This window comes from Anatilimnocola aggregata, from assembly GCF_007747655.1.
Classification (GTDB): domain Bacteria; phylum Planctomycetota; class Planctomycetia; order Pirellulales; family Pirellulaceae; genus Anatilimnocola; species Anatilimnocola aggregata.
Genome location: NZ_CP036274.1, coordinates 2,426,430 through 2,449,798, shown reverse-complemented (window position 1 = coordinate 2,449,798; position 23,369 = coordinate 2,426,430). Strand labels below are relative to the sequence as shown.

The 23,369-nt window shown below is 56.9% G+C and carries 18 protein-coding genes; 5 read left to right on the top strand and 13 right to left on the bottom strand.

What is annotated here, in order from left to right; translation table 11 throughout:
- Positions 1 to 6: 6 nt before the first annotated feature.
- From ETAA8_RS09380 to ETAA8_RS09360, 5 genes are all read right to left on the bottom strand, one after another.
- A complete protein-coding gene (locus ETAA8_RS09380; RefSeq protein ID WP_145087756.1) occupies positions 7 to 1,215 on the bottom strand; it encodes an ABC transporter permease in 1,209 nt (402 codons plus the stop codon).
- Between the two features lie 11 nt (positions 1,216 to 1,226).
- Positions 1,227 to 2,159 carry an ABC transporter permease gene (locus tag ETAA8_RS09375; RefSeq protein ID WP_145087754.1) on the bottom strand — a complete coding sequence of 311 codons (933 nt, stop codon included), beginning with the start codon at positions 2,157 to 2,159 and terminating at the stop codon, positions 1,227 to 1,229.
- Positions 2,156 to 4,129 (bottom strand): peptide ABC transporter substrate-binding protein, encoded by a 1,974-nt coding sequence (locus ETAA8_RS09370; RefSeq protein WP_145087752.1) that lies wholly within the window; start codon positions 4,127 to 4,129, stop codon positions 2,156 to 2,158. Before ETAA8_RS09370 ends, ETAA8_RS09375 begins: the two co-directional genes overlap by 4 nt.
- Positions 4,130 to 4,284: 155 nt before the next feature.
- Positions 4,285 to 4,956 carry an AIM24 family protein gene (locus tag ETAA8_RS09365; protein ID WP_145087750.1) on the bottom strand — a complete coding sequence of 224 codons (672 nt, stop codon included), beginning with the start codon at positions 4,954 to 4,956 and terminating at the stop codon, positions 4,285 to 4,287.
- Between the two features lie 66 nt (positions 4,957 to 5,022).
- Positions 5,023 to 6,492: a sulfatase family protein gene (locus tag ETAA8_RS09360; protein ID WP_145087748.1), complete on the bottom strand. Its 1,470-nt coding sequence runs from the start codon at positions 6,490 to 6,492 to the stop codon at positions 5,023 to 5,025.
- A 298-nt stretch (positions 6,493 to 6,790) separates the two neighbouring features.
- Between ETAA8_RS09360 and ETAA8_RS09355 the strand changes: the two genes are divergently transcribed.
- On the top strand, positions 6,791 to 7,042 hold the full coding sequence (locus tag ETAA8_RS09355; RefSeq protein ID WP_145087746.1) for a hypothetical protein: 252 nt from the start codon (positions 6,791 to 6,793) through the stop codon (positions 7,040 to 7,042).
- Between the two features lie 155 nt (positions 7,043 to 7,197).
- Positions 7,198 to 8,232, top strand: coding sequence for an SMP-30/gluconolactonase/LRE family protein (locus ETAA8_RS09350; protein WP_145087744.1), 1,035 nt, complete (start codon positions 7,198 to 7,200; stop codon positions 8,230 to 8,232).
- Between the two features lie 103 nt (positions 8,233 to 8,335).
- Here ETAA8_RS09350 and ETAA8_RS09345 read toward each other — a convergent pair whose 3' ends face one another.
- Together ETAA8_RS09345 and ETAA8_RS09340 are read right to left on the bottom strand one after the other, a co-directional pair.
- On the bottom strand, positions 8,336 to 10,402 hold the full coding sequence (locus ETAA8_RS09345) for an alpha/beta hydrolase-fold protein (protein WP_145087742.1): 2,067 nt from the start codon (positions 10,400 to 10,402) through the stop codon (positions 8,336 to 8,338).
- A 33-nt stretch (positions 10,403 to 10,435) separates the two neighbouring features.
- Positions 10,436 to 11,827, bottom strand: coding sequence for a hypothetical protein (locus ETAA8_RS09340; protein ID WP_145087740.1), 1,392 nt, complete (start codon positions 11,825 to 11,827; stop codon positions 10,436 to 10,438).
- A 195-nt stretch (positions 11,828 to 12,022) separates the two neighbouring features.
- Between ETAA8_RS09340 and ETAA8_RS09335 the strand changes: the two genes are divergently transcribed.
- Positions 12,023 to 13,915: a UbiD family decarboxylase gene (locus tag ETAA8_RS09335; RefSeq protein WP_145087738.1), complete on the top strand. Its 1,893-nt coding sequence runs from the start codon at positions 12,023 to 12,025 to the stop codon at positions 13,913 to 13,915.
- A gap of 21 nt (positions 13,916 to 13,936) precedes the next feature.
- On the opposite strand, the gene ETAA8_RS09330 is transcribed toward ETAA8_RS09335, so the two are convergent.
- The 6 genes from ETAA8_RS09330 to ETAA8_RS09305 form a co-directional block, all read right to left on the bottom strand.
- Positions 13,937 to 15,595, bottom strand: a complete 1,659-nt coding sequence (locus tag ETAA8_RS09330) for an ATP-binding response regulator (protein ID WP_202921704.1) — start codon at positions 15,593 to 15,595, stop codon at positions 13,937 to 13,939.
- Complete coding sequence (locus ETAA8_RS09325; RefSeq protein WP_202921703.1) at positions 15,588 to 16,058, bottom strand: response regulator; 471 nt, start codon at positions 16,056 to 16,058, stop codon at positions 15,588 to 15,590. Before ETAA8_RS09325 ends, ETAA8_RS09330 begins: the two co-directional genes overlap by 8 nt.
- Positions 16,055 to 17,647 carry a sensor histidine kinase gene (locus tag ETAA8_RS09320; RefSeq protein WP_145087736.1) on the bottom strand — a complete coding sequence of 531 codons (1,593 nt, stop codon included), beginning with the start codon at positions 17,645 to 17,647 and terminating at the stop codon, positions 16,055 to 16,057. Before ETAA8_RS09320 ends, ETAA8_RS09325 begins: the two co-directional genes overlap by 4 nt.
- A gap of 50 nt (positions 17,648 to 17,697) precedes the next feature.
- A complete protein-coding gene (locus ETAA8_RS09315) occupies positions 17,698 to 18,114 on the bottom strand; it encodes an Hpt domain-containing protein (protein ID WP_145087734.1) in 417 nt (138 codons plus the stop codon).
- 89 nt (positions 18,115 to 18,203) lie between these two features.
- Complete coding sequence (locus ETAA8_RS09310) at positions 18,204 to 19,193, bottom strand: transglutaminase family protein (RefSeq protein WP_261343642.1); 990 nt, start codon at positions 19,191 to 19,193, stop codon at positions 18,204 to 18,206.
- A 97-nt stretch (positions 19,194 to 19,290) separates the two neighbouring features.
- Positions 19,291 to 19,632, bottom strand: coding sequence for a hypothetical protein (locus ETAA8_RS09305; RefSeq protein WP_145087730.1), 342 nt, complete (start codon positions 19,630 to 19,632; stop codon positions 19,291 to 19,293).
- 366 nt (positions 19,633 to 19,998) lie between these two features.
- Between ETAA8_RS09305 and lysS the strand changes: the two genes are divergently transcribed.
- Positions 19,999 to 21,588: a lysine--tRNA ligase gene (gene lysS / locus ETAA8_RS09300; RefSeq protein ID WP_145087728.1), complete on the top strand. Its 1,590-nt coding sequence runs from the start codon at positions 19,999 to 20,001 to the stop codon at positions 21,586 to 21,588.
- Positions 21,589 to 21,718: 130 nt separating this feature from the next.
- Positions 21,719 to 23,290: an ABC transporter permease gene (locus tag ETAA8_RS09295; protein WP_145087726.1), complete on the top strand. Its 1,572-nt coding sequence runs from the start codon at positions 21,719 to 21,721 to the stop codon at positions 23,288 to 23,290.
- Positions 23,291 to 23,369 lie beyond the last annotated feature (79 nt).

Sequence of the window (23,369 nt, the reverse complement as noted above, 5' to 3'; positions counted from 1 at the left end):
GCTGGCCTAGCGGTTCTTCATCCGGGGATCGAGTGCATCGCGCAGGCCGTCGCCAAGAAAGTTCAGGGCGAACAAGGTGCATGCTAACGCCAGGCCAGGGAATAGTACGAGCCACCAGTGGATGCCGATTGGTGTGATGACCTTGATCCCATCGTTCACAAGTTGCCCCCAGCTGACATCGGGTGGCTGCACGCCGAGGCCGAGGAACGACAAGAACGCTTCGAACAGCATCACGCTGGGAATGGTCAGCGTGAGATACACAATGACGATGCCCAGGACGTTGGGAACAATATGGCGGAAGACAATACGTCCGCTCCCCGCGCCAATCGTGCGAGCCGCATCGATGAACTGTTCGTGCTTGAGCGAGATCACTTGGCCACGAACAACTCGCGACATTGTCAGCCAATAGACGGCACCGATCACCATGTAGAAAATGACGATCTGATTGATCCCCACTGCCGCCAACGTACTTTTGATGGCGTCATCGCTCAGCAGCATGATCAGATTGATGACGACGAAGATGAATGGAATGCAGTACAAAATATCGACCATGCGCATCATGCCGGCATCGATAATGCCGCCCGCATAACCGGCGACCGCTCCGTAGCTGACACCAATCACCAACGAAACCACGGCGGCGAGCAAACCGACCATCAGCGAAACGCGCGCGCCCCAGAAGATGCGCGCGAGCACATCGCGACCGAGGTTATCGGTGCCACAGATGGAGGGAATGCACCACTGCCCAAAGACTGCCAGGCGAGCGCGGATCATGGCCCGCGCGAGTGGCCCGGGATTCGTCCACAACCGATTGAACGGATGGGCGCGGGCTTTCCCCTGCAGCTCTTTTTGCAACCTGTCGCGTTCAGACTTGGGCGCGGCGTTCACTTTCGCAGCTAAGTCGGCCACTTCACGGTCGAAGCTCTTCACATCGGCCAGCGAAACGCTGAGCGGACGCTGCAGCGTGCGGGGCGGTTTGTAGATGTTTGCCTTGTCGACCAATTGAAAGCTGGGGGATTGAAGCGGCAGCAGCGGAGTGAGCCAGGCGAGCGCCGCGAGGACGATCAGAAAATAGAGCGACGTCATTGCCGCGTAGTTCTTGCGCAAGCGACGCCAGGCATCGTGCCAGAGCGAAATGCCGCGCACTTTTGCAGCTTCGGCCAGCAAGGACGCATAGCGATCGGCGGGAGAATTCGCAGGTGATGGATCGGCAGTCATGTGAGGGCAGGTTACTCGAGCTTCACGCGGGGATCGATCACGGAGTACGACAAATCGACGAGCGAATTCATGACATACAGCAGTGCCGTATAAACCAGCACGGCACCCATGGCGAGCGGATAGTCGCGCTGCAGCGCTGCATCGATAAAGTGCGAACCGAAGCCCGGCACATTAAAGATGCGCTCGATGACCAGCGAACCCGTCAGAATGCCCGCAGCAGCTGGACCAATAAACGAAACGACAGGCAGAATTGCGCCGCGCAGAGCGTGTTTGACGATGACAGTTCGAGGTTGCAAACCCTTGGCATATGCGGTGCGGACATAGTCGAGATTCAACACTTCGAGCATACCCGCGCGCGTGAGCCGGGCGATGTAAGCAGCGTACGGTGCAGCCAGACAAATCGCCGGGAGGATGATCTGCTGCGGACTTCCCCAGCCAGCTGCGGGGAGAATCGGCAGGTAGAAGCAAAAGATAATGATCGCCAGCGAAGCTAAGACGAAATTAGGAATTGCAATGCCCAACGTGGCCAGCCCCATGAAGCCAAAGTCGTAGATCGTATTTCGCTTCACTGCTGAAACAACTCCTGCGATGGTGCCACCGATCAGTGCCAACGTGAGCGCAATCACACCGAGCGACATCGACACGGGAAAACCTTCGGCAATCACTTCGTTAACCGTGTAATCCTTCAGTTTCTGGCTCGGACCAAGATTCAGCAACACGACATTCCCGAGTGTCGTAAGGTATTGCTCGTGCAGCGGAGCGTTGAGGTTGTAGAACTCGTCGAGGTTGCGGCGGATTTCTTCCGGCAACTTCTTCTCACCCATGAAGGGGCCACCGGGAGACAACCGCATCAGGAAAAACGAGAGGGTAAAGACGGCCCAGAACGTGACCACGAACCAGCCGAGCCGCCGGAGGAGCGCGCCGAACAATTCTAGGGCACTCATTTTGCTGTTCCTGACCGCTGGCCAAGCTTGCCGTCTTTCGCCGCGTGATCGATCTCTAGCAGCGTGAGCGGGTGGAGATCCTGCACGTCATTACAAAAGCCTTTGACGTGCGGCTTAATCAGATTCTTAGAAACGTAAAAATACATCGGAATAATTGGCACTTCCTCAAGGAAGAGAGCTTCCGCTTCTTTAAAGATGGCCATTCGCTTCGCCGGATCCGGCTCCTTGCCCGCGTCGGCAATCAGCTGATCGTACTTGGGGTTGCCCCAACCGGTCATATTCTGATCGCCGCCGGTGACGAACATATCGAGAAACGTGTTCGGATCGGGATAGTCGGCAATCCAACCCGCGCGGGCAATGTAGTAATCCTTCTTATCCTGAGCGTCGAGATACACACCCCACTCCAGCCCACGCAGTTGAACGTCGACTCCCAAATGCTCGCGCCACATCTGCTGCACGCGTTCGGCAATCGTCCGATGGAGCGAAGGAGAATCGTTGTAGAGAATCTCGATATGTGGCAGCTGATGCCCTTCGGCATAGCCGGCTTCTTTGAGCAGTTCTCTGGCCCGCTTGGGATCGAACTGTGTTCCCGGCGGGCTATCATAACCGGCAAGGCCCGGCGGGACATAAGTACCCGCAGGTACTTCGCCCGCTTTGGTGACGAACTCGCAGATGTTCTGTTTGTCGATAGCCAGGTTCAGAGCCTGCCGGACTCGTTTATCTTTGAGCGCGTCCTTCTCGGTATTCAGCCGATAGAAGTAAACCGTCAGCATGGGGGCTGAAGGGAACTGATCTTTCAATTCCTTCTTCAACTGCGGAATCATATCAGCGGGGATCGTCGTCGCCCAATCGACGCGACCGGTCAGGTACATGTTGAGGGCCGTCGTTTCATCGCGCAAGGCGAGCACATCGATGCTGTTCAGCTTGACGTTTTTTGCATCCCAATAAAGCGGGTTCTTTTCCAGGCGAATGCGATCGCGCAGTTTTCGCAGCTTCAAGTTGAATGGACCGTTGGAAACGATGTTTGCCGGTTTGGTCCAAGCTGGCGAGCCATACTTTTCGATGCATTTTCGATTGACCGGATAAAGTGGATAGAAGGCGACCAACTCGGGAAAGAAAGGAGTGCGGTCGTTCAGTTCCACCACCAGCGTGTGATCGTCGGTGGCCTTGATCCCCACCGTGCTTTGCCAGTCGGGCAAGACCTGCATGCAGGCGGTGGGGATGGCGTTTTCGAATGGCAGTGCTTCGTCGGGGGCTTTGCTGAACGCGGTTAGCTTGCCATCGATCTCGACGACATAAGTCCACGTCTTCTTCCAGTCTGACATGCGCCGCGATTTGTCTTCGGGACTGACATCGGAATCGATCACGGGCTCGGCTGGCTTGAGAATTTCTTTTAACGTGCCGCGGACGATTGTGCCGCGCGGCCAGGCCTGGTAGCGATCGCGCCGGTCGGCCAGTTCCACTTCCACGGCATCACCAGGGGCAACTTTGGCTTCGGTGTAACTGCGCGTGCCGCGGACATAATAGAGTTGATAGGTGTACTGGCTGCCGGTCTCGGGGTGGAGCATCCGCTGCCAGGAGAATTCGAAATCGTGAGCCGTGACCGGTGACTCATCGGACCAGACGGCATTCTTGCGGATGTGAAACGTGTAGGTCTTACCGTCTTCCGAGACTTCGTAAGACTCCGCCATGCCGGGCTGCGCAGTGAGAGGCGCATTCTCGTGCGGGCCATATTTTTCGCGGTAATCGGCAGCGGGCAGCGACCGGAGCAAGCCTTCGAACAACGCATTGATCATGCGGTTTTCGGGATTGCCGGTGGCCTTCGCCGAATCGAGCGTTTGCACTTCGGTGCCGTTGTCGAAGGTGAATTCAGCGCGAGGGGGCGGATTGAGCGACACCGCCCACACAACCGCTGCTGTGACCAGCAACAGCATTACGTAGGGAAACACCAGGCGAAAGTTAATAGGCATGAGAACAGCTTTCCGTGGCGGCTTCGTTGCCGCAATCACGACTTCTGACGCAGCGCGGCAGAAATTCCGAAAGCGGAACCGTCCAGGGTCAACCTACTGGCGCTTGACCAACAATGCAACGAGCCTTCAGGGCCTCCGCAAATCGGCCGCATCGATTACGATTTGCCGCGTGGGATGACCGCACGAATGCTGTCGACGAGGTTCTGAAACACGTTGGGAACCGGGGCGATGAGTACCGTGCCGGTCCCCTCAAAGGTGCTCAGCAGGCCTTCGCCAGAGGTGACGGAGCCGAGGAGCGAGCGTGAGGCTTTTTGCACTTCGAATTTGAGGCCCGAAGTACGGGCGAGCGCGAACCGGCCATCGACCGAGAGCTTTTCGCCGCGCAGCTCGATTCGCTCGACCTGTCCGGGCGCCTGCATCACAACTTTGCCTGTCCCTTTGACCAGCGTTTGATACCACCCCTCGCCACCAAGCAGTGCCGAGAATGCTTTGTTCCGCCAAACGCCAATTTCAACGGCCTGATCGCTGCAAACGTATGAGCCTTGCTCGAGAATCCATTCTTCATTCTGCAAATCGAGCACTTCGTACTCGCCATAGATGGGCGGCCCAAAGAAGATTTCGCCCGTTCCTTGATAAGTCGGCCGAAAGATGTTCTCGCTGGTCACGAAACTTTTGAGCATGCCACCGACCGAGGGTGCGGGGGTGGCAATTTCGATTCGCCCCCGCATGTAGTGCAATGCTCCGGATTCGGCTCGCACTGTTTCACTATTGAGCTCGCAGCGAACCATCTTGAGACCTTCGCGAGCAACGATTTCGAAATGTGCCATGGGCGTCTCTCGATTCAAAAGGGATTGCAGAACCTGGGCGTGACAACAATGAAGCGGAGTTTCTTATTACTCGTATTTCCACTTCATGATCCAAGGATCGCTCGTGCGCTGCTGAAAGTCTTTGAGCTCCGCCTTCATTTCTTCGAGCAACTTCGCGTACTTGGAATCGTCGGCCAGATTGTTGACTTCGTGGGGATCGGTATTCAGGTCGTACAGTTCGAACGCCGGTCGGTGAATGTAATTCTTCACAGTTCGCTTGCCGTACAAGGCGTCGGGACCTTGCTTGTAGACTGCTTGCCATGTGGGAGCATTCCACAGGTCGCTGGCAAATGGATAAGGTAGAGGTGCGGCGAGGTTCCAAATCAGTTTGTGCTGCCGATTGCGGACCACGCGCATGGGATAGTACATCGTGATCTCGTGGAACGTGTGCGATGCTTCGATCGTGTCCCAGCCCGCAGGTTGTTCCTCTTTCAACACTCCGTAATAGGAGCGGCCCTGCAGGTTCGATTGCGCGGCTGCAGCCTTCGCCCGCTTATTCACCGGCCCTTCGGCGGGTAGCGGAGTAGGAAGTGCATCAGCCGCAGCGAGCAAAGTGGGGGTGAGGTCGACATGGCTGACCATGGCCTGGCAAACACGCCCCGCGGTTGCGGGTGTGGGTTTCCCAGGCAATTTGTAGACCATGGGGACCGTTAAACCCGGCTCATAGACGGTGGTCTTGCTCCCGGGCATGGCGATGCCATGATCGGACGTGAACACGATCAGCGTGTTGTCGTATTGATTCGCTTCTTTGAGAATGGCAACGAGTTTCGCCAGACCCTGGTCGACGCGCGAAATCGATTGATAGTACTGCGCGAGTTCTGCGCGACAGGTGGGACTGTCGGGCAAGAACGGCGGGACGATTACGTTCTTGGGATCGTACTTCACTTCGGTCACGCCTTCGTAACCATCCGCGCGATTGCCGAAGGCATCGGGTTCGAGCGGATCACCGGGAACGCTGCCGCCACCGCGGTGAGGATCGGCCGTGCAAAAGTAGAGGAAGAATGGTTTCTCACTCTTGGCCGCGATGAGATCGCGACAATTGTTGGCCATTAGAACCGGATTCCGTTCCGCGCCGGGAATGGCCTGCTCGAACTTGTAAACCGCTTCGGGCTCGACGTGATACTTGCCGACCCGCGCGGTGCGATAGCCGGCAGCGGTCAAACGAACTGGCAACGTTTGCAGCTTGGGGTACGACGAAAAATGGTGATAGGCGTGGGCATGGCCGTAGTGCGCGTTGGCATGATTATGAATGCCCGAGAGAATCACGCTGCGGCTGGCGCTACAACTGGCTGTGGTACAAAAGGCGTGGGGCAAGCGGATGCCGTCGCGTGCCAGTGCATCGAGCGCGGGGGTCTTGATCACCGAATTACCAAAGCAGCCCGCATCGGGACTCATGTCGTCGGTGACGAACAGAATGATGTTTGGCTTCGGAGTTTCCGCAGCCAAAGAAGTTGAACCAACGATACCCAGCAGAATGAACAACAACAGGCGCAACATCCGCGAGCTCCCGGAGAAGTGAAATGAAGCTGCGCCGATTATGACAGGTGGAAACGGCGGTGCCACTCCCTAACGTAGCCTGACGCGTGTCAGTAAGCCGCGCCCGCAACCCCGCCCGACTCTGGCGGGGCTTTTTTGTGTGAGGGTAGAATGGTCATCTGCGTAATTCCCTCCGCACTTTAATCGTCATTGCGATTGTGGCCCCGCCCCTTCTCGCCTGTGCCGCGTGCCTTTTGCGATGGCTCGTGTTTTACATTTGGCTCATGAATCAACCGCAAGGCATTAAAGGTCTGACCTAGTGAAACAACCACGCTCAGCCGCGCCGATCTTCGCAGCCGTGTTGCTACTCCTGCCTGTGCTGTACGTGGGAAGCTATTTGGCGCTGGTGACACACAGCAACGACTTAGTGATTAATGACGAATGGTGTGACGCTTATCCCTTGCTTGGAGATGATAACCGAGAGGCTGCTTCCTATTTTTTCTGGCCAATAAATCAGATCGACCGGAAGTTGCGACCGGCGGATTGGAAATACATGGACCCGTTCAGCTAGCCCCGTGACCTAACTCGTCACTCAAAACAGGACACCACCCAAACACCTGCCGATTTGCTTCCCTCGGCGGCACGGGCTACGATGGCGGCGTTTTGCCGAGCAATTGCTGCGGCAGCTGCCACGAAGTAACCTCCGCTAACAAAGGGCTCTCTTGCATGAAACGTTGTCTCCAGGCAATTGCCTGTCTGTCATTCCTGGTCGGAGCGATTCTGACCACTGCTCAACCTGCCGCGCATGGTGCCGACAAAGTGAAGACTATCGGTTCGATCGAAACGATTGATCCCTCATTCGCCAAGCTGCTCGCGCCAGGCGCGCAGATTGAAGTTCTGGGGGAAGGTTTTGACTGGACCGAAGGCCCGCTGTGGGTCAAATCGAGCGGTCTTTTGATCTTTAGCGATATTCCGCCGAACAAGATCATGAAGTGGGATCCCAAGTCGGGCATCTCGCTGTTCCGCGACAAGGTCGGTTACACCGGCACCGCCAAGTTCACCGGCGAAGAGCCCGGCACCAATGGCTTGACGCTCGATAGCGAAGGTCGCATCGTCGCCTGCTGCCACGGCGACCGCGTCATCAAGCGGATCGAAAAAGATGGCACGCTCAAGACGCTGGCCGACAAGTACGATGGCAAGCGGTTCAACAGCCCGAACGACCTCGTCTATCAAAAGAGTGGCGATCTGTACTTCACCGATCCGCCGTATGGCCTGCCGCAGCGCGAGAAGGATCCGGGCAAGGAACTCGATTGGTTCGGCGTTTATCGCCTGGGGACCGACGGCAAGGTGACGCTCCTCACCAAGGAACTGACTCGCCCCAACGGGATCGCTTTTTCGCCCGACGAGAAGACGCTGTACGTCGCGCAGTCCGATCCCGCGGCTGCCATTTATAAGTCGTTTCCCGTCAAGGCCGACGGCACGCTTGGTGAAGGTAAGGTGCTGTTCGATGCGACCGCTTGGGTGAAGGAAGGTCGCCCCGGTTTGCCGGACGGCATGGCTGTCGATCAGCAAGGGCACCTCTGGGCCACCGGCCCAGGCGGCGTCTATTGCTTCACTCCCGAAGGGAAATTGCTCGGCCGCCTGAACACCGGCGAACGAACCGCCAACTGCAAATTTGGCGACGACGGCAGCACGCTTTATGTCTGTGCCGACTCCTACATCTGCCGCGTGAAAACGCAAGTAAAGGGCATCGGCTACTAAGCTCGCCCGCTCACTGCTCAGCCTCTTGAGCCCGCTCCGTTAGGTCACTGACGCAGCGGGCTTTGTTCTTTCTTGCCAGAGTTTCTTGGCACCAGCGCGCCAACTACGGCCGCGAGTTGACGGGCTTCAGCGGCTTGAGTTGCCACCGTTCGTCGAAGAAGTCGGCAGCGACGATTTTGCCGGGCCAGACCGAGTTGGGGGGCGTGGTGAGATCAACGACGGCCCAGTCCGGCAGCATGGGAACCTGGCGCGCGTTGTTCAGGTAGGCAAACTCGCGGAACGTGAAACTGCTGTTCAGTACGACATACTTCTTGGGATTCAGCGGATTGGGATAGATGGCCACCACGGCGTGCTGATTGGCCGGGAAGACTCCCCCTCCCACTTGAATCTGCTCGGCGGTCCACTTGATCGGCAGCTTGGCGATGATCTGGCTGAGCACGGCGTTGCTGCCTGGGTCGCCCCACAGAACCAGATTGTGTTTGGCTATGTCATCGGGCGTGATTTGAGCATCGTTCTTCACGCGCGCAACGCCGCGGAAGTGACGTCGCCAATGTTCTTTGGCACGTGTGAGTTCGCTGTTGCTCCATTGGCTGGGCAGTTCATTCCAAGCTTTGCCGGTGGGAGCAACGAACAGAAACGACTCCATGAAGGCATCGTCGATCGGGCCGGTGAGCCCGTGCTTTTTACGAAGGCCAATCTCGTTCGTGCGCGGTCCCAGATGCCAGCGGTCGCCGATCTTATGAACCGAGAACTTGAGCGAACGGTCGCTCAACGCGGGCACAGTGCCGACGGAATATTCTTCGCTGTTGGGGTCGTCTGGTGGCGCGCCGGGCAAGCCTTCGTTCACGACGACATCGAGACTGTCTTGATCGATGTAATAACCGGGATCGGAATCAACGGTAAACGCAGTGATCCCCTTGGCACTAAAACGGATCTCGCCCGAGAGATCGATTTGAATCGAGCCCGGCTTCCAGTGCTCTTCGAGTTCGTCGATGGTGACGAACGAACGGCGCGGGTAGCGGAGCGTACAAGTGGTGAAGGTGACTTCGGTATTGCCAAAGTCACCAGCGAACATTTCCAGCGCCGTTAGCCGGCGGTCGACTTCTTCTTTTGCTTGGGGCGTGTAGGCGTGCTTGGTATCGGGACCGATGATGTGGCGAAGTTGCATCCCCGCCGCTTGCATGGCTGCTTCCATCACATCAGCTGCCTGCTTTTGAGAGTCGAGTTCCCCGCTATAAGCAACGGTCGGCAATCCCTTGAGATTGTTCACCCAGACCGGGCAGTCGTACCATTGCCACAATGTTTTTTCCCACCACAGGGGCTTTAAATCCTGCTTTTGAAAGACGCGGAGGAAGTCGGGCGTTTCGCTGAAACCAGCACCCGGGTTGGCAGCGAACCAACGATGCGGATGATGCACGGCCAGATGCCATGCGCCAGCGCCACCCATGCTGAAGCCACGCATGGCGATGAGACTGGGGTCGATTCGATAGCGCCGCTCGGTACTCGCCAACGCTTCGAAGACATCGACTTCGCCCGCGAACTTAAAGGCATTGCTATAGCGACCGTAGGGATGCAGCACGATGACACCGCTGGGCGAAATAGCGCCAACGTTCGTCATCCGGTCCTTCAGAAAATTGAACTCGCTCAGAGTTTCGCCCCGGCCATGCAGCCAGATATCGCAGCGCGAAGCGGGACCATTATGTGAGTCGTAAACTTCAGGCACTACGAGGCCGTAAGGCTGCACGCTGCCATCGAGTTTAGAAACGAAGCCGCGGACGACGAGCCCCTTGTCGCTGGTCCACGGCGATTCACCTTTGGCCAGCGATGCTGCCCGTTCCAAGCCAGTTATGATGAGTTTGGGGGCGAACTCGACTTCCTTGGGATCGAAGAGTTCCTGATAGACGAGCGCGTCGTTGACTGCTTTGTGAAAGATCTCGATATCCGGCAGTAGTTCGTTAACCTTGGCATTGTTCCGTTTGCGGAGGTCATCGATCTTGCCGCGAAGTTCTTTCAATCCTGCTTCCAATTCAGCGCGCTTCTCGGCGGGCACTTCCACCCCCAGCTTGGGAATGCGACGAACGTTCTCGGTTTGATTGTCGGCCGGTCCATCGCCACGCGCGGGGACAGTGATGGCAATCGCAACAGTGAGGCAAAATAGGGAGCGGAGCATGATGGAATCCGACAAAAGACGAAAATAGGCTTGTTACTTCGAACTGGCGAGGCGGCCTTCCCAACCCATGGGCTGGAGCCAGGCTTGCTCTTTTTGATCTTTGAAAGAAGGGATTTCCGGCGCACGGCTGCTGGTGACAACAGCGCGGGCATACAACTCTTTACCCGTGAACTGAAACACCACACTGGTGCCAGTCCTCACTTGCAGCGTCTTGCCCAGGTCAGGCGAGTATTTGCGCGTAACCGGCAACTCCTTCCCCATCGGATCTTTAATCGGTTCACTCTTCAGCGAGACCGATTCGAGCGTGCCGATGAGCGCGGTCGTGTAGGTAACGCCGGGCTGCGGTTCAATTTCAATCGATAGCTTCTTCGCTTTCGCATCCCACTCAAAGTCCTTCAGCACGATGCCACTCGAGGCGTAGAAATCGCCCGCGTGAAGTGACTTGAGCAAGGCAGCTGCAGTCAGTTCGGGAGCACGCACCACGACCCAGCCGCGGCCGGGCGAAGCGCCACGTGTGCCGAAGTAGTTGTGAGAGTCGTCGGTCCCTAGGCCGAACAGCGGCGGGCGTTTGAATTCTGCAATTCGCAGCGTGTTCGCGATGTCCCACATCTTTTCGATGCTCGCATGATGCACCGGCGGATGAACGTGAGAGTGCGTGTGACCTTTGTCGCTGTGATCGTGCGTATGCGCGGCACCCTTGCTGTCTGCAGGGGTAAAGGAGTCGCCCAGATGATTCACGCCGGGATGCCCGTTGTAAACTTCGAAGAACTTTTCTTCGGCCACATGGGCCATGTCCTCGGCTGTCACAGCGTAGCCATAGTTGGGGTGGTTCAAGTGCCCCAGCGTCAGCTGCTTGAGCCGCTTCCCCTGCTGCTCGACAGCGCGAAGGTTGTTGGCAATGGTCTCGCGCAGCGTCGTGCCTCCTTGCGGCTTGATCGACTCCTGCAGGTTATGTCCGTTGACGTGAATCGGTTTGCTCTTGAAGCTGTCGGTGATTTCTTCAGCCTGGATCAGCAGAAACTTCTCGGGCTCCTCGAACAGCGGGCGGAACTCAGCCAGGGGCGATAGGCGCACCAGCGTTTTGCCATCCTCTTCTTTCGTCTGAACGCGGTCTTTGAAGGCCTCGCGAAAGCGCTCCAGCCCGCCGATGGCATCCTTCGTATTGGCCCGCTTCGAGTCGATCCATTTCTCGCCAACGCTCAGCAAGTTGTGATCGGAAAGGGCGAGAAAATGATAGCCGCGGGTCTTGTACCAGGCGCAGATCATCTCGGGAAAGTCGTTGCCGTCGCTCCACAGCGAGTGCGTATGCAGATTCCCCTTGTACCACTTGGTCACCGGCTTAGTGCTGGCAGCGGGCTCTTGAGCAGCCACTAGCGACACGAGGCACAGCCAAGCAAGGCTCAGGGAAAGTAGCTTTCGAATCATCTCGTTCTCCGTCGTCACGGCAGACTAATGTTGCTTGGTGGGAAACCGCCGCCCCCAGCTGAACCAATCTAATCGGAAACTGTCGGATAAACAGCCTGCCGGGCCTCCGGCGCGCCGCAGGGCTCGGCTGGTCGTTAAGATGTCGTTGGTCGTGCGGTTACACCGGAAGTGCGTTGCTACCATCAGAAGGGCCTCATGTCTTCGCTTCGTCAGCTGATGATCGAATTAGTTCAAGCCGGGCACGCGGTGCGCTGGGAGCATGAGGTCGATGGCCGCTTGGAGGCGGCGGAAATCCAGCGGCGCGTGTATGCCCGCAGTGGGCCGGCGATTTGGTTCACGCGCGTGAAGAACTGCCGCTTCGAGGCAGTTTCGAATCTGTTCGGCACCATCGAACGGGCTCGGTATCTGTTTCGACATTCGTACGAAGCAGTGCGGCGTGCAATTGAATTAAAAATCGAGCCGGCAGCAGCGCTGCGTCAGCCTTGGCGGTATTGGTCCGCTCCCTTCACTGCCTGGCACATGCAACCGAAGCTGGTGCGCGGCGGGCCGGTCTTCGCGCAGCGGATCAACATTGGCGACTTACCGCAGATTCAATCTTGGCCCGGCGATGGCGGCCCGTTCATTACCCTGCCGCAGGTCTTTACCGAAGATCCGCGCCTACCTGGGCTCGCGCATTCGAATCTGGGCATGTATCGCGTACAGCTGTCGGGTAATTCCTACGCGCAAGATCGTGAGATCGGCCTGCACTATCAGATTCATCGCGGCATCGGTGTGCATCATGCGGCAGCCCTAGCCAACGGTGAGCCCTTGCGAGTGAACATCTTTGTCGGCGGTCATCCGGCCATGTCACTCGCAGCCGTGATGCCACTGCCCGAAGGGATGAGTGAACTTTCCTTCGCCGGAGCCTTGGCGGGCGAGCGAATTCGGATGGCGAATCGTGCCACGCCTTCAGGAAACAATCTCCCCGTCTATGCCGATGCTGACTTTTGCATTCGCGGCGTCATTCGCCCAGGACGCAATTTGCCTGAAGGCCCGTTTGGCGATCACCTTGGCTACTACAGCCTGGCGCATGATTTTCCCGTGTTGGAAGTCGAGGAAGTTCTCGCGAGGAAAGATGCGATCTGGCCTTTCACGGTCGTCGGTCGCCCGCCCCAAGAAGATACGACCTTCGGGCAACTCATTCACGAACTAACGGGGCCGATCATTCCTACCGTCGTGCCTGGCGTGCAACAGGTGCACGCTGTTGACGCTGCTGGTGTCCATCCGTTGCTCCTGGCAGTCGGTAGCGAACGATACATGCCCTTTCATGCCAACCCACAGCCCCAGGAACTCCTCACGCAAGCTTGCGCGATCTTGGGCCAAGGACAGATGTCGCTGGCCAAGTATCTGCTAATCGCTAATCAGGCCGACGATACGGCGCTCGATACGCACGATGAAGGAGCCTTCCTGCAGCACATCCTGAAACGCGTCGATTGGCGGCGCGACCTTCATTTTCATACGTGTACTACCATCGACACGCTCGACTACTCGGGTGATGGTCTGAACCGTGGTTCGAAAGTCGTGATCGCCGCAGTTGGTCCGCCACGACGAACCCTGGCCACTCAAGTGCCTACTGAGCTGCGTCTGCCCGAGGGTTATTCGAGTCCCAGGTTTGCGCTTCCCGGTGTGATCGCGGTTAGTGGTCCGCCAATTCAACCCCAGCCAAGCTTTCAACAACGACCAGAGCAACCGATTGCAGCAACTTGGCAGCAGACCGTCGAGCGATTTTGCGAACAGTTGAAACTATCAAGCCGACCAGAAGAACTGGTAGAGCAGATTCCGCTGATCGTGATTGTCGACGATAGCGACTTTGCTTCGCGCACGTTGGGGAACTTCCTGTGGGTAACATTCACACGCAGCAACCCAGCTGCAGATATTTACGGCGTCGGCGCTGCCACGATGAATAAACACTGGGGCTGCATCGGCCCGCTCGTCATCGACGCGCGAATCAAGCCGCATCATGCGCCGCCGCTAATTGAGGATCCTGCCGTCAGCAAGCGGGTCGACGCGCTCGCAGCCCAAGGTGGCCCACTCGCGAAGTGGCTGTAAACAATCCTGCCCAGCTGAAACTCAAGGTGCCTGGTCGGCTGCCGTGCCATTGAGCTTAATCAACAGTTGCTCAAGGGCCTGCAAATCGACGGGCTTGGTCAGATGATGATCGAAGCCCGCTTCGCGAGCCTGCTGGCGATCCGATTCGCGGCCGTAGCCGGTCAGCGCGATCAACGTAGGTTGAGGAGACTCGCCGCGCGCGCGGATTTCGCTGGCAAGTTCGTAGCCCGACATGCCGGGCATCGCAATGTCCGAGATCAAAATATCCGGCTTCAGCGACGAGACAACTTCCAGCGCAGCGGTGGCACTGCTGACGGTGTGGACGTGCTGACCTAATTTTTGTAGCAATCGACCGAGCAAGTAGCCAGCCGATTCGTTGTCATCAACGATCAAGATGCGATTGGCCGGTATCGATCTCAGCGGCACAACTGGCGGAGCAGTTTCGATTGGCTTGATCGGGACGCTCGTTTGCGCGAGCGGCAATCGCACAATGAATTCGCTGCCAAAGCCTTCGCCCTGACTCTTGGCGACAATCGATCCTTCGTGCATTTCGACCAACGTTTTCACCAGTGTGAGACCGATACCCAAACCGCCGTGTGTGCGCGTATGCGAACTATCGACCTGCGTGAACAGTTCGAAGACCTTCGTCAGCATCTCTGGTGGAATTCCCACGCCATTGTCGCTCACACGGATGACGGCATGGGCCGCTTCGCGACGAATGTGAAGTTCGATTCGCCCATTGGGCGGAGTGTACTTGGCGGCGTTGATGAGCAAGTTGCTGATGATCTGCGAAATGCGCACTTTATCGCCATTGATGGCCAAGGGCTGATCGGGCAGTTCAAGTTCCAACCGATGCTGGGCTGAGTCGATCATCGGACGACTGACGTCGAGCGCAGTGTCGATCACCTCTGAGAGATGGAACGATTCCCGACGGAGATTTAACTTGCCGCGCGAAATGCGGGAGACATCGAGCAGATCGTCGATCAGGCGCACCAGTTGTTCGACCTGGCGCGACATCATGACCCGCAGTTCTTTATTTTGTTCAGGAGAATTGGAACCCAACTCGAACAGTTGCAGGGCGGCCGAAAGCGGAGCAAGTGGATTGTGCAGTTCATGGGCAAGCATTGCCACGAACTCATCCTTAAGGCGATCGGCCTCGCGGAGCGCTTCTTCGGCACGTTTGCGTTCGGCAATTTCGCTTTGCAGTGTTTCGTTGACCCGCGCCAACTCGGCCGTCCGCTCCTTTACTCTTTCTTCGAGTTGCTGATTGGCCTTGTGAATGACTTCTTCGAGTCTGGCCCGTTGCATCGCATAGCGCATCGAACGTTCGAGCGTGTCGGCAGCCAGTTGATCCTTGACGAGATAGTCAACAGCCCCTGCCTGCATTGCCTGCAGGTCGATTTCTCGTTCACGCTGCCCGGTCAAAATAATGACGGGGGTGTGGCACTCCAAACGACGGGCTTCCGCAATTAAATCGAGGCCATTCTTCTTCCCGAGGCGGTAATCGATCAGGTACAAATCGTGATGGCACTCCGAGAACGTTTTGATTGCCGATTCGTAGTCCGCGACGCGGTCGAGGGTGTACGCTCCGCGAGGGAACTCGGCGAACAACTCGCGAGTCAGCACATAATCGTCATCACCATCTTCAACCAGCAATACCCGGACGGGAGCCTCACCCATTACCGTCTCCCTCTCCACGGGCTGGCAGTTCGACAATTTCCAGCCAGTATCTGCCGATCGTGCGAATGACATCGACGAGCGAGGTGAACGTAACGGGTTTGGTAACGTAGGATTCGGCACCAAGGTCATACGTGCGCAAGATGTCTTCCTCTGCCTTGGAAGTCGTCATGACGACCACGCGAATATTCCGCAGCTTCGGATCGGCTTTGATTTCTCGCAGTGCTTCGCGACCATCTTTCTTGGGCATGTTCAGGTCGAGCAGAATCAGCCCTGGGCGGGGCGAGGTAGCAGGATCGCTGTACTTATTGCGGCGGCAGAGATAGTCCATTAACTCGGCACCGTCTTCGACGAATCGCAGGTCATTTGCGAGGCGGCTTTCATCAAAGGCCTCGAGCGTCATCTGACGATCATCGGCATCGTCGTCGGCCATCAAAATCGTGATTGGGTTGCCTTCGCGAGTCATGCGCGGAGCTCCTGGTTGCTAATCGGGTTGGCTGGCCTGGTAACTGCCGTTGTTGCCGGCAGGGCGGCCCGTTGTTGAATTGGCAAGGTGAAAATAAAACATGAGCCTTGGCCAGGCTCGCTTTGGGCTGTGATTGTGCCGGCATGACGTTCGACGATCTTCCGGCAAATGGCCAATCCCATGCCCGTCCCTTGATACTCGTCGCGACCATGCAGGCGCTGGAAGAGTTCGAAGATTCGATCGACATAGACCTGCTCAAAACCAATGCCGTTGTCCTGCACCGTAATCTCGCAGTACGCTGCCGGTGCTGCTGAAGTGTCGCCGCTGCTTTTTGGTGGAGTTGCAATGGTCTGTGCGGTGACTTTGACCACCGGAGGCACGCCCGGGCGATGAAACTTCAAGGCGTTGGCAATTAAGTTGAGAAACAACTGCCGCATCTGCATTGGATCCGCTTCTAAGTGCGGCAACTTGCCGAGTTCGACGACCCCACCCACATCTTGCAGTCTCCCCTCCAAATCGCCGACGACTTCCTCGGCAACATCGTTGAGATCGACCGCCGTGAAGGGCTGGGCCTTCGACGCGACACGCGAGTACGTCAGCAGGTCGTCGATCAACTTGCGCATGCGGGCAGCGGAAACCAGAATTCGCTGCAAGTAGTCGATGCCACGTTCCCCCAACTGCTCATTGCAATGAAGCTGCAAACGATCGCCGAAGGCTTGAATTTTGCGGAGGGGCTCCTGCAAATCGTGGGAGGCAACGGATGCGAACTGTTCGAGTTCGCGATTGCTGCGCTGCAGTTCCTGAGCGGCTTGCATTGCCGTTGTTTCGGCCTTCGTCCGAATATCGATCTCGTCGCGCAAGGCATTGTTGCTCGCCTCAATCTCCATCGTCCGCGCGCGAACTCGATCTTCCAATTTCTCTTTCGATTTTTGCAATGCCTCAGAGAGTTGTTGCCGTTGTGCCATGTCACGGCTGACCAGTACGAAGCCGGATATGACGAGTCCTAAACCCAGGGCCGAAGATATCAGTCCGGTTATTAGCGCCGTCCAATAACTGACTCGCGATTCCGCCGCCCGCTGTTCGAGCACTTCACGCTCCTTCGCTTCGATCGCGGAAATCTGGCTCCGGACTTGATCCATCGCTCGTTTGCCCTCACCCGCCGAGATCCAGTTGCTGACAGCCTCAATCCCGTCTTTCTCTCGCAAGTTGATCGATTTGCTAATCAGCTCCATGCGATTAGCTACACTCGTTTCCAACTCCCCGAACAGTTTCTGCCGTTCGGGTGTGGTCGAAACGAGCTTATCGACGGTGCGCAGTTTTTCTTGCAACTCCATCGAAGCCTTCTGATAAGGCTGCAAAAAGCTTTGCTGGCCCGTTATCAAGTAACCTCGCTGGCCCGTTTCGGCATTCAACAGAATGTTGTAAAGCTGCTGCAGCTCCCCCATGACAAAATGCTGGCGAGATACTGCTTGAGCATTCGATTGCAATCTCTGAACGTTCCAATAGGCCAGCACCGTGTTGACGATGAGCGCAACGAAGACCAGCAAGAATCCCAGGAGCAGGCTCTTGTTATAGGTATGGTTAGGCATAGGAAAAAGGAACGGCTGAGCTCGAGGCCTGCGTGAATCTAGTGTGTTCTTTAAGACTTATTCGCTTCTGACTTGTGGCTGCCTTGCGGAAGACTCGGCGCCGCGGACGATCCTTCGTCGCAATGCTCGGCCAAAGCCGCCTGCAGTTCGGCCACAGCGGCAACTAGCTCTTCAATCGCAGCGGGGATGTTGGTTTTCTCGGCGGGTTCTTTCTCAGCCGTATTCGCTAGCGATTCCAAGGCAACAGCAGCCAGCGTGGCGCGTGTGCCACCAAAGTTGAGTACCAATCCTTTGAGCGTGTGGGCAGCCCGCTTCAGCGACGGATAGTCCTGGGCATGGTAACTTTGGTGAATGACCTTGAGGTACTCGGGGGCATCTTCTCGCAGGAGCAGAATCATGTCCTGAAACAGGCCGCGGTCGTTCCCCATTCGTCGGAGCGAGCCCGCGTAGTCAAATATGGTTGCCATGTTTCTCCTCGCCTCAAAATGCAATCTGTCGGTCTCACATGGTTTCCGTCTCACGCCCAGGCAAGTTTAGCAAAGCCTGCGATTCATCGTCAGTTGCTTTCTTCCGATACGTGAACATGCACCGACATGGTTTCCGCCGCAGGAGAATATAGTGTCCCGGCAAGGGGGGCAGTATCGAGGTAATGCCGTCCAACCGCGACGCGAATGTGATCCAGATTCGGGAGAATACCGTTCGTGGGATCAAATCCTTTCCAACCCACATTCGGAATGTACAATTCGACCCAGGCATGCGAGGCCGCCGACTGCAAGCTATCGAGCTGAGGGCAATAGACGTAGCCACAAACATAGCGTGCCGGAATACCCAGCAGACGGGCGAGGCAAATAAACAGATTCGCAAAGTCCTGGCACACGCCCTGCCTCGCGGTGAACACATCGTACGCAGTCGTTTGCAAAGCTGTGCTGCCGGGGACGTATTTGTATTCCCGGAACAGGGTCAAGTTGATGGCGAACAGGGTCTCCATCAAATCGCGAGAATTTCGCTCAACAAATGCCATCGCGTAGTCGTACAACTCTCGCAGTTGCGTTTCTGGCAGTTCAGCCGACGTCAAATAGGGCGACAGCATCGTCAATTCCCACGGCATCCAAGAGACAGGGAATGCGGGCCTGATGGGCAAATTGGCAAATGCGAAGGGATCGTCGTCCACTAGTTCAACAACGCTCTCGGCTGTAATCGTCAGTTCTTGATAAGGGCCGAGAATTTCGGTGCGAATCGTGGAGTTGCCAAAGACATCTTCGTAGGCAATGACCGGGGCGGTCGGTTGACAGGTCAACTGATGCGAGAGGACTCGTTGTTTCGCATCGCTGAACGGCTTCAAGTGCATCCGATGGACGCTACGTTCCACCGAACGATCGTATTGAAACAAATTACGATGCAGCACCTTCAATCGGCGCGTCTTTTGACTCGACACCTGCTCGCTAAACACAGGTTCTGGAGATTTGGCTACAGGCCGCGGTGGACTGGTCGAAGTGTTTGCCACCGGCGCAGTGGCTGGTGCGGGTACGCTGTTTGTCGCAGGCATCAGAGACGCAGCAGAATGTTGCGCGGGAGCCGTTTGCGGTGGTGGAGCGAGAGTCTTAGGCGCTGAAAGTGTCATTGTTCGCTGCTAAAAAAGGGTACTAAAGATGCTTCCGATCATCAACGGTTGATATCGCGGTCACGTTGTTGGCCTGATCCACCATGACTCGAATCGGAGTGCCCGCCTCAAGCGCTTCGACTTTGCCAGGTTTGCCATTAATCGTGACGCGCGTCATTGAGTTGATTTTAAAAACTTGTTCCTTGCCATCGGTCGCTCGCATACTTACCTGACCTGCCGATGCCGACACCACCGTTCCCTCGTGAAGTCGGGGTTCAGCCACCGCCTGAGCGTGGCGCGCAGTCGACTCCGCTTTCAACTCCAGGGCGACGGCTTGCAAGGTCAAAACCGCCGCCAGCACCATCAATCCAGAGAAACGAAGCATGGGACTACCCTCTAAAGAAGATCGAATTGGCCATGACGGCTAAATCCGTCGGCAATCAAACTCCACCGTGAGCAATTGTTGGGCCAAGTGTAGAAACGGTCGCAGCTGTGACGTACGGGCTGGCGCGATTGAGTTCGTTAATCGATGCTATGTAAAGGCTTGCGCTGCCAGCAAACTTCAAACTTTCACCGCCTTGCTGACCTTAAGGTTTGGACAGTGCAAGACGACGACTCAGCTTGGTCTATGCGGACGCAAGTCATAGGCGTTGACCGCACCCAGGCAGCCCCTAAAATTGCGAACTTATTCAAATATTTCCCCGTCTTCCTCTTTTCACCACACAACCTTCTGCTGCCTTGCAGTGCCCCCATGACCGCACCCGAACCGTCCGCACAACCCACCCAGCCCACTCCCGAGAGCGAAGGAGTGCATGAAGCCGCCCGTCGCGACAAAATGCGCAAACTGATCGAAATGGGCGTCGATCCGTGGGGACAGCGGTTCGATGATCGATTGCTGATCGGCGATATACGGGCCCGCACTGGTGAAATCGTCTTTCGTAAGGAAACGGGCGAGACCATCGTTCCCCCCTCGCGCGAAGCCCAGCCCGATCTCGACTTTCGCAAATGGCTAAGCGAACAGGGCAAGGGTGATCTTGAAGGGCCGAAGGTCCGCGCTGCTGGGCGAATTGTGCTGCATCGCGATAAAGGCAAACTCCGTTTCATCGATATCCAGGACTGGTCCGGCCGCCTTCAATTGCTCGTGGGGCAAGCTCAGGTTGGCGAAGAGAGTTGGAAGTTGGCCGAGTGCTGCGACCTGGGCGATCTCGTCGGTGTCGATGGCGAGTTCAAGTACACCAAGCTCGGCGAGCCGACCATCTTTGCCGAGAAGCTGCATTTTCTCGCGAAGAGCGTCCTACCGCCGCCCGACAAGCATGCTGGTCTGGCCGATCCCGAACTGCGGCATCGAATGCGTTATCTCGACCTTGCCTATACCGAAGGTGTACTGCCGCGATTCTTGAGTCGCACCAAAGTAGTGGCTTCGATTCGTCGCACACTCAACGAGCAAGGCTACTGCGAAATCGAAGGCCCCACGCTCCACACGATTGCCGGTGGTGCTGCCGCCCGGCCATTCATCACGCATCACAACACGCTCGATATGCAGTTGTATTTGCGGATCGCGCTCGAGTTGCATCTCAAAAGACTCCTTGTCGGCGGCATGGAACGAGTCTACGAGCTCGGTCGCGTTTATCGGAACGAAGGGATCAGCCCCAAGCACAACCCCGAGTTCACGATGCTCGAGGTCTATCAGGCTTATGGCAACTACGAAACGATGATGGACCTGACCGAAAACATTCTCTGCGATGCCATTCGCGTACTCGATGGCAACTTTGTGCGCCCCTGGGGAGACAAGCAGATTGACTTCACCCCGCCTTTCCAACGCAAGACGTACGACGAACTTTTCCGCGAGCACACCGGCATCGATCCGCAAGATGCAACCTCGGTAAAGGCTCTCGCCGAAAGAATCGGTTTCGAAACAGCTGGGAAACACCCCGACGTCATCAAGAGCGAGGTCTTCGAAGAAAAGGTCGAAGACGCACTCGTTGGGCCGATTTTTGTTACCGATTACCCGGCGAGTATCTGCCCACTGACCAAGCGCAAGACCAGCAATCCTGCCGTTGCCGAGCGGTTCGAACTGTTCGTGCACGGCATGGAAGTGGCCAATGCGTACACCGAACTGAACGACCCCGATCTACAGGAACAACTCTTCCGCACGCAGCTAGCAGGACAAGCTGCCGATGATTCGATGGCCAAGATGGACACCGACTTCGTCCGCGCTTTGAAGCATGCAATGCCACCCGCTGGCGGCCTTGGCATCGGAATCGACCGCCTCATCATGCTGCTAACGAACACGCAAACCATCCGCGACGTGATTCTGTTCCCGGTGCTGCGGCCGGAGTAAGGGGTTTTCCGCCCCGTGTCCCCAAACTGCTATTGGGCAATCGGGCGGGAGCGGCAACAATTCAGCGGTTGAGTTCCGCGCTGGTGGAACTCAGGCACGGATCGTCGCCCATACTGCCGAAGGATTGGCCATGTACAAACTGCTGCTTGCGTGGCGGTATCTGCGGACGCGATACATCGCACTCGCTTCGATCATTAGCGTCACGCTGGGCGTAGGTACGCTGATTGTCGTGAACAGCGTGATGGCCGGCTTTGCACACGAGATGCACATTCGCCTCCATAGCATCCTGGCCGATATCTGTTTCGAAGCCCACGGCATGGACGGCTTCAGCAATCCGCAGTGGCATGTCGAAGAGATTAAGAAAATTGTCGGTCCCGACTTGAAGGGAATTACCTATGCGGTGCATGTCCCCGCGATGGTGAACGTTCCCGTGCGCGGTCAATGGGTTACGCGGCAGATTAGCCTCGTGGGTGTCGATGAAAATACCTACGCCGATGTGAGCGACTTTCGCGAATACTTGCTACACCCGGGCAATCGCGAGAAGCTCGCCTTCACGCTGCGTGAAGCAGGATATGGCGATGAAAAACATCCAATGCCTCCGGCTGGTTGGGCTTATCGGCGGATGAAGGTTCAGTACGAGCGCGAAATGCAGGCCGAGCAAGAGGCACTCATTAAGTCCCAGCAAGTTCCGCGAGCCATGCAACCTCAAGATGCCGCCGACGCGAAGAAGGGGGCAACCACGACCACCGCCGAAGCGGCGCCGCCAGCTGACCCCTTCGCTTCGCAACAAGCGGCCGCGCCGAGCGATACATTCGACCCCGCTAAAGATCAATTTGCGGGCGTAATCATGGGGATCGCCATCGGCAGTTCGCGGCAGCGCGATTCGGAAGGGAAGGTCATCGACTATTTCCTTTGCCGACCGGGCGACGATGTGCGCATCACTTTCCCCTCGGCTGGTCAGCCGCCGAAGGCAATGAGTGACATGTTCACCGTCGTCGATTTCTACGAAAGCAAAATGAGCGAGTACGACAGTAGCTTCGCCTTCATTCCGCTCCGTCGCTTGCAAGAGATGCGCGGCATGATCGATCCGTCGACTGGGGTCGAAGCGGTGACCACCATCCAAATGCGCCTCAAACCGGGTGCCGATTTGAACGCAGTGCGAGACAAACTACGAGCCCGCTTTCCCGCCGAACAATTTCCGTTTCGCATTCAAACCTGGCGAGACATGCAGGGCCCACTGCTGGCCGCCGTGCAAATGGAAACGACGCTGCTGAACATCTTGCTGTTCCTGATCATCGCCGTCGCCGGCTTCGGCATTCTCGCAACGTTTTTCATGATCGTCGTCGAGAAGACGAAGGACATTGGCATCTTGAAAGCCCTGGGCGCACCAAGTCGCGGTGTGATGAGCATCTTCCTAAGCTATGGCTTTTCGCTGGGGCTTGTCGGTTCCGGAGTCGGAATGATCGGCGGCCTGCTGTTTGTGATTTACATCAACAACATCGCCAAGGGAATCGAGTGGGTCACCGGGCACGAAGTCTTCGATCCGACGATCTACTACTTCTCCGAGATCCCCACCATCATCAATCCGTCGACTGTCGTAGGCGTGATGATCGGCGCGACGTTGATTGCCGTCCTGGCCAGCGTGCTACCCGCGATTCGCGCAGCGCGACTCCACCCCGTTCAAGCCTTGCGTTACGAGTAGTCCCTAGGTAGCCCGACGCGTGAGCGAGGGTGCATTGCTGGAAACTTGAGATTGCAAATCCCCTCGCTGACGCGTCGGG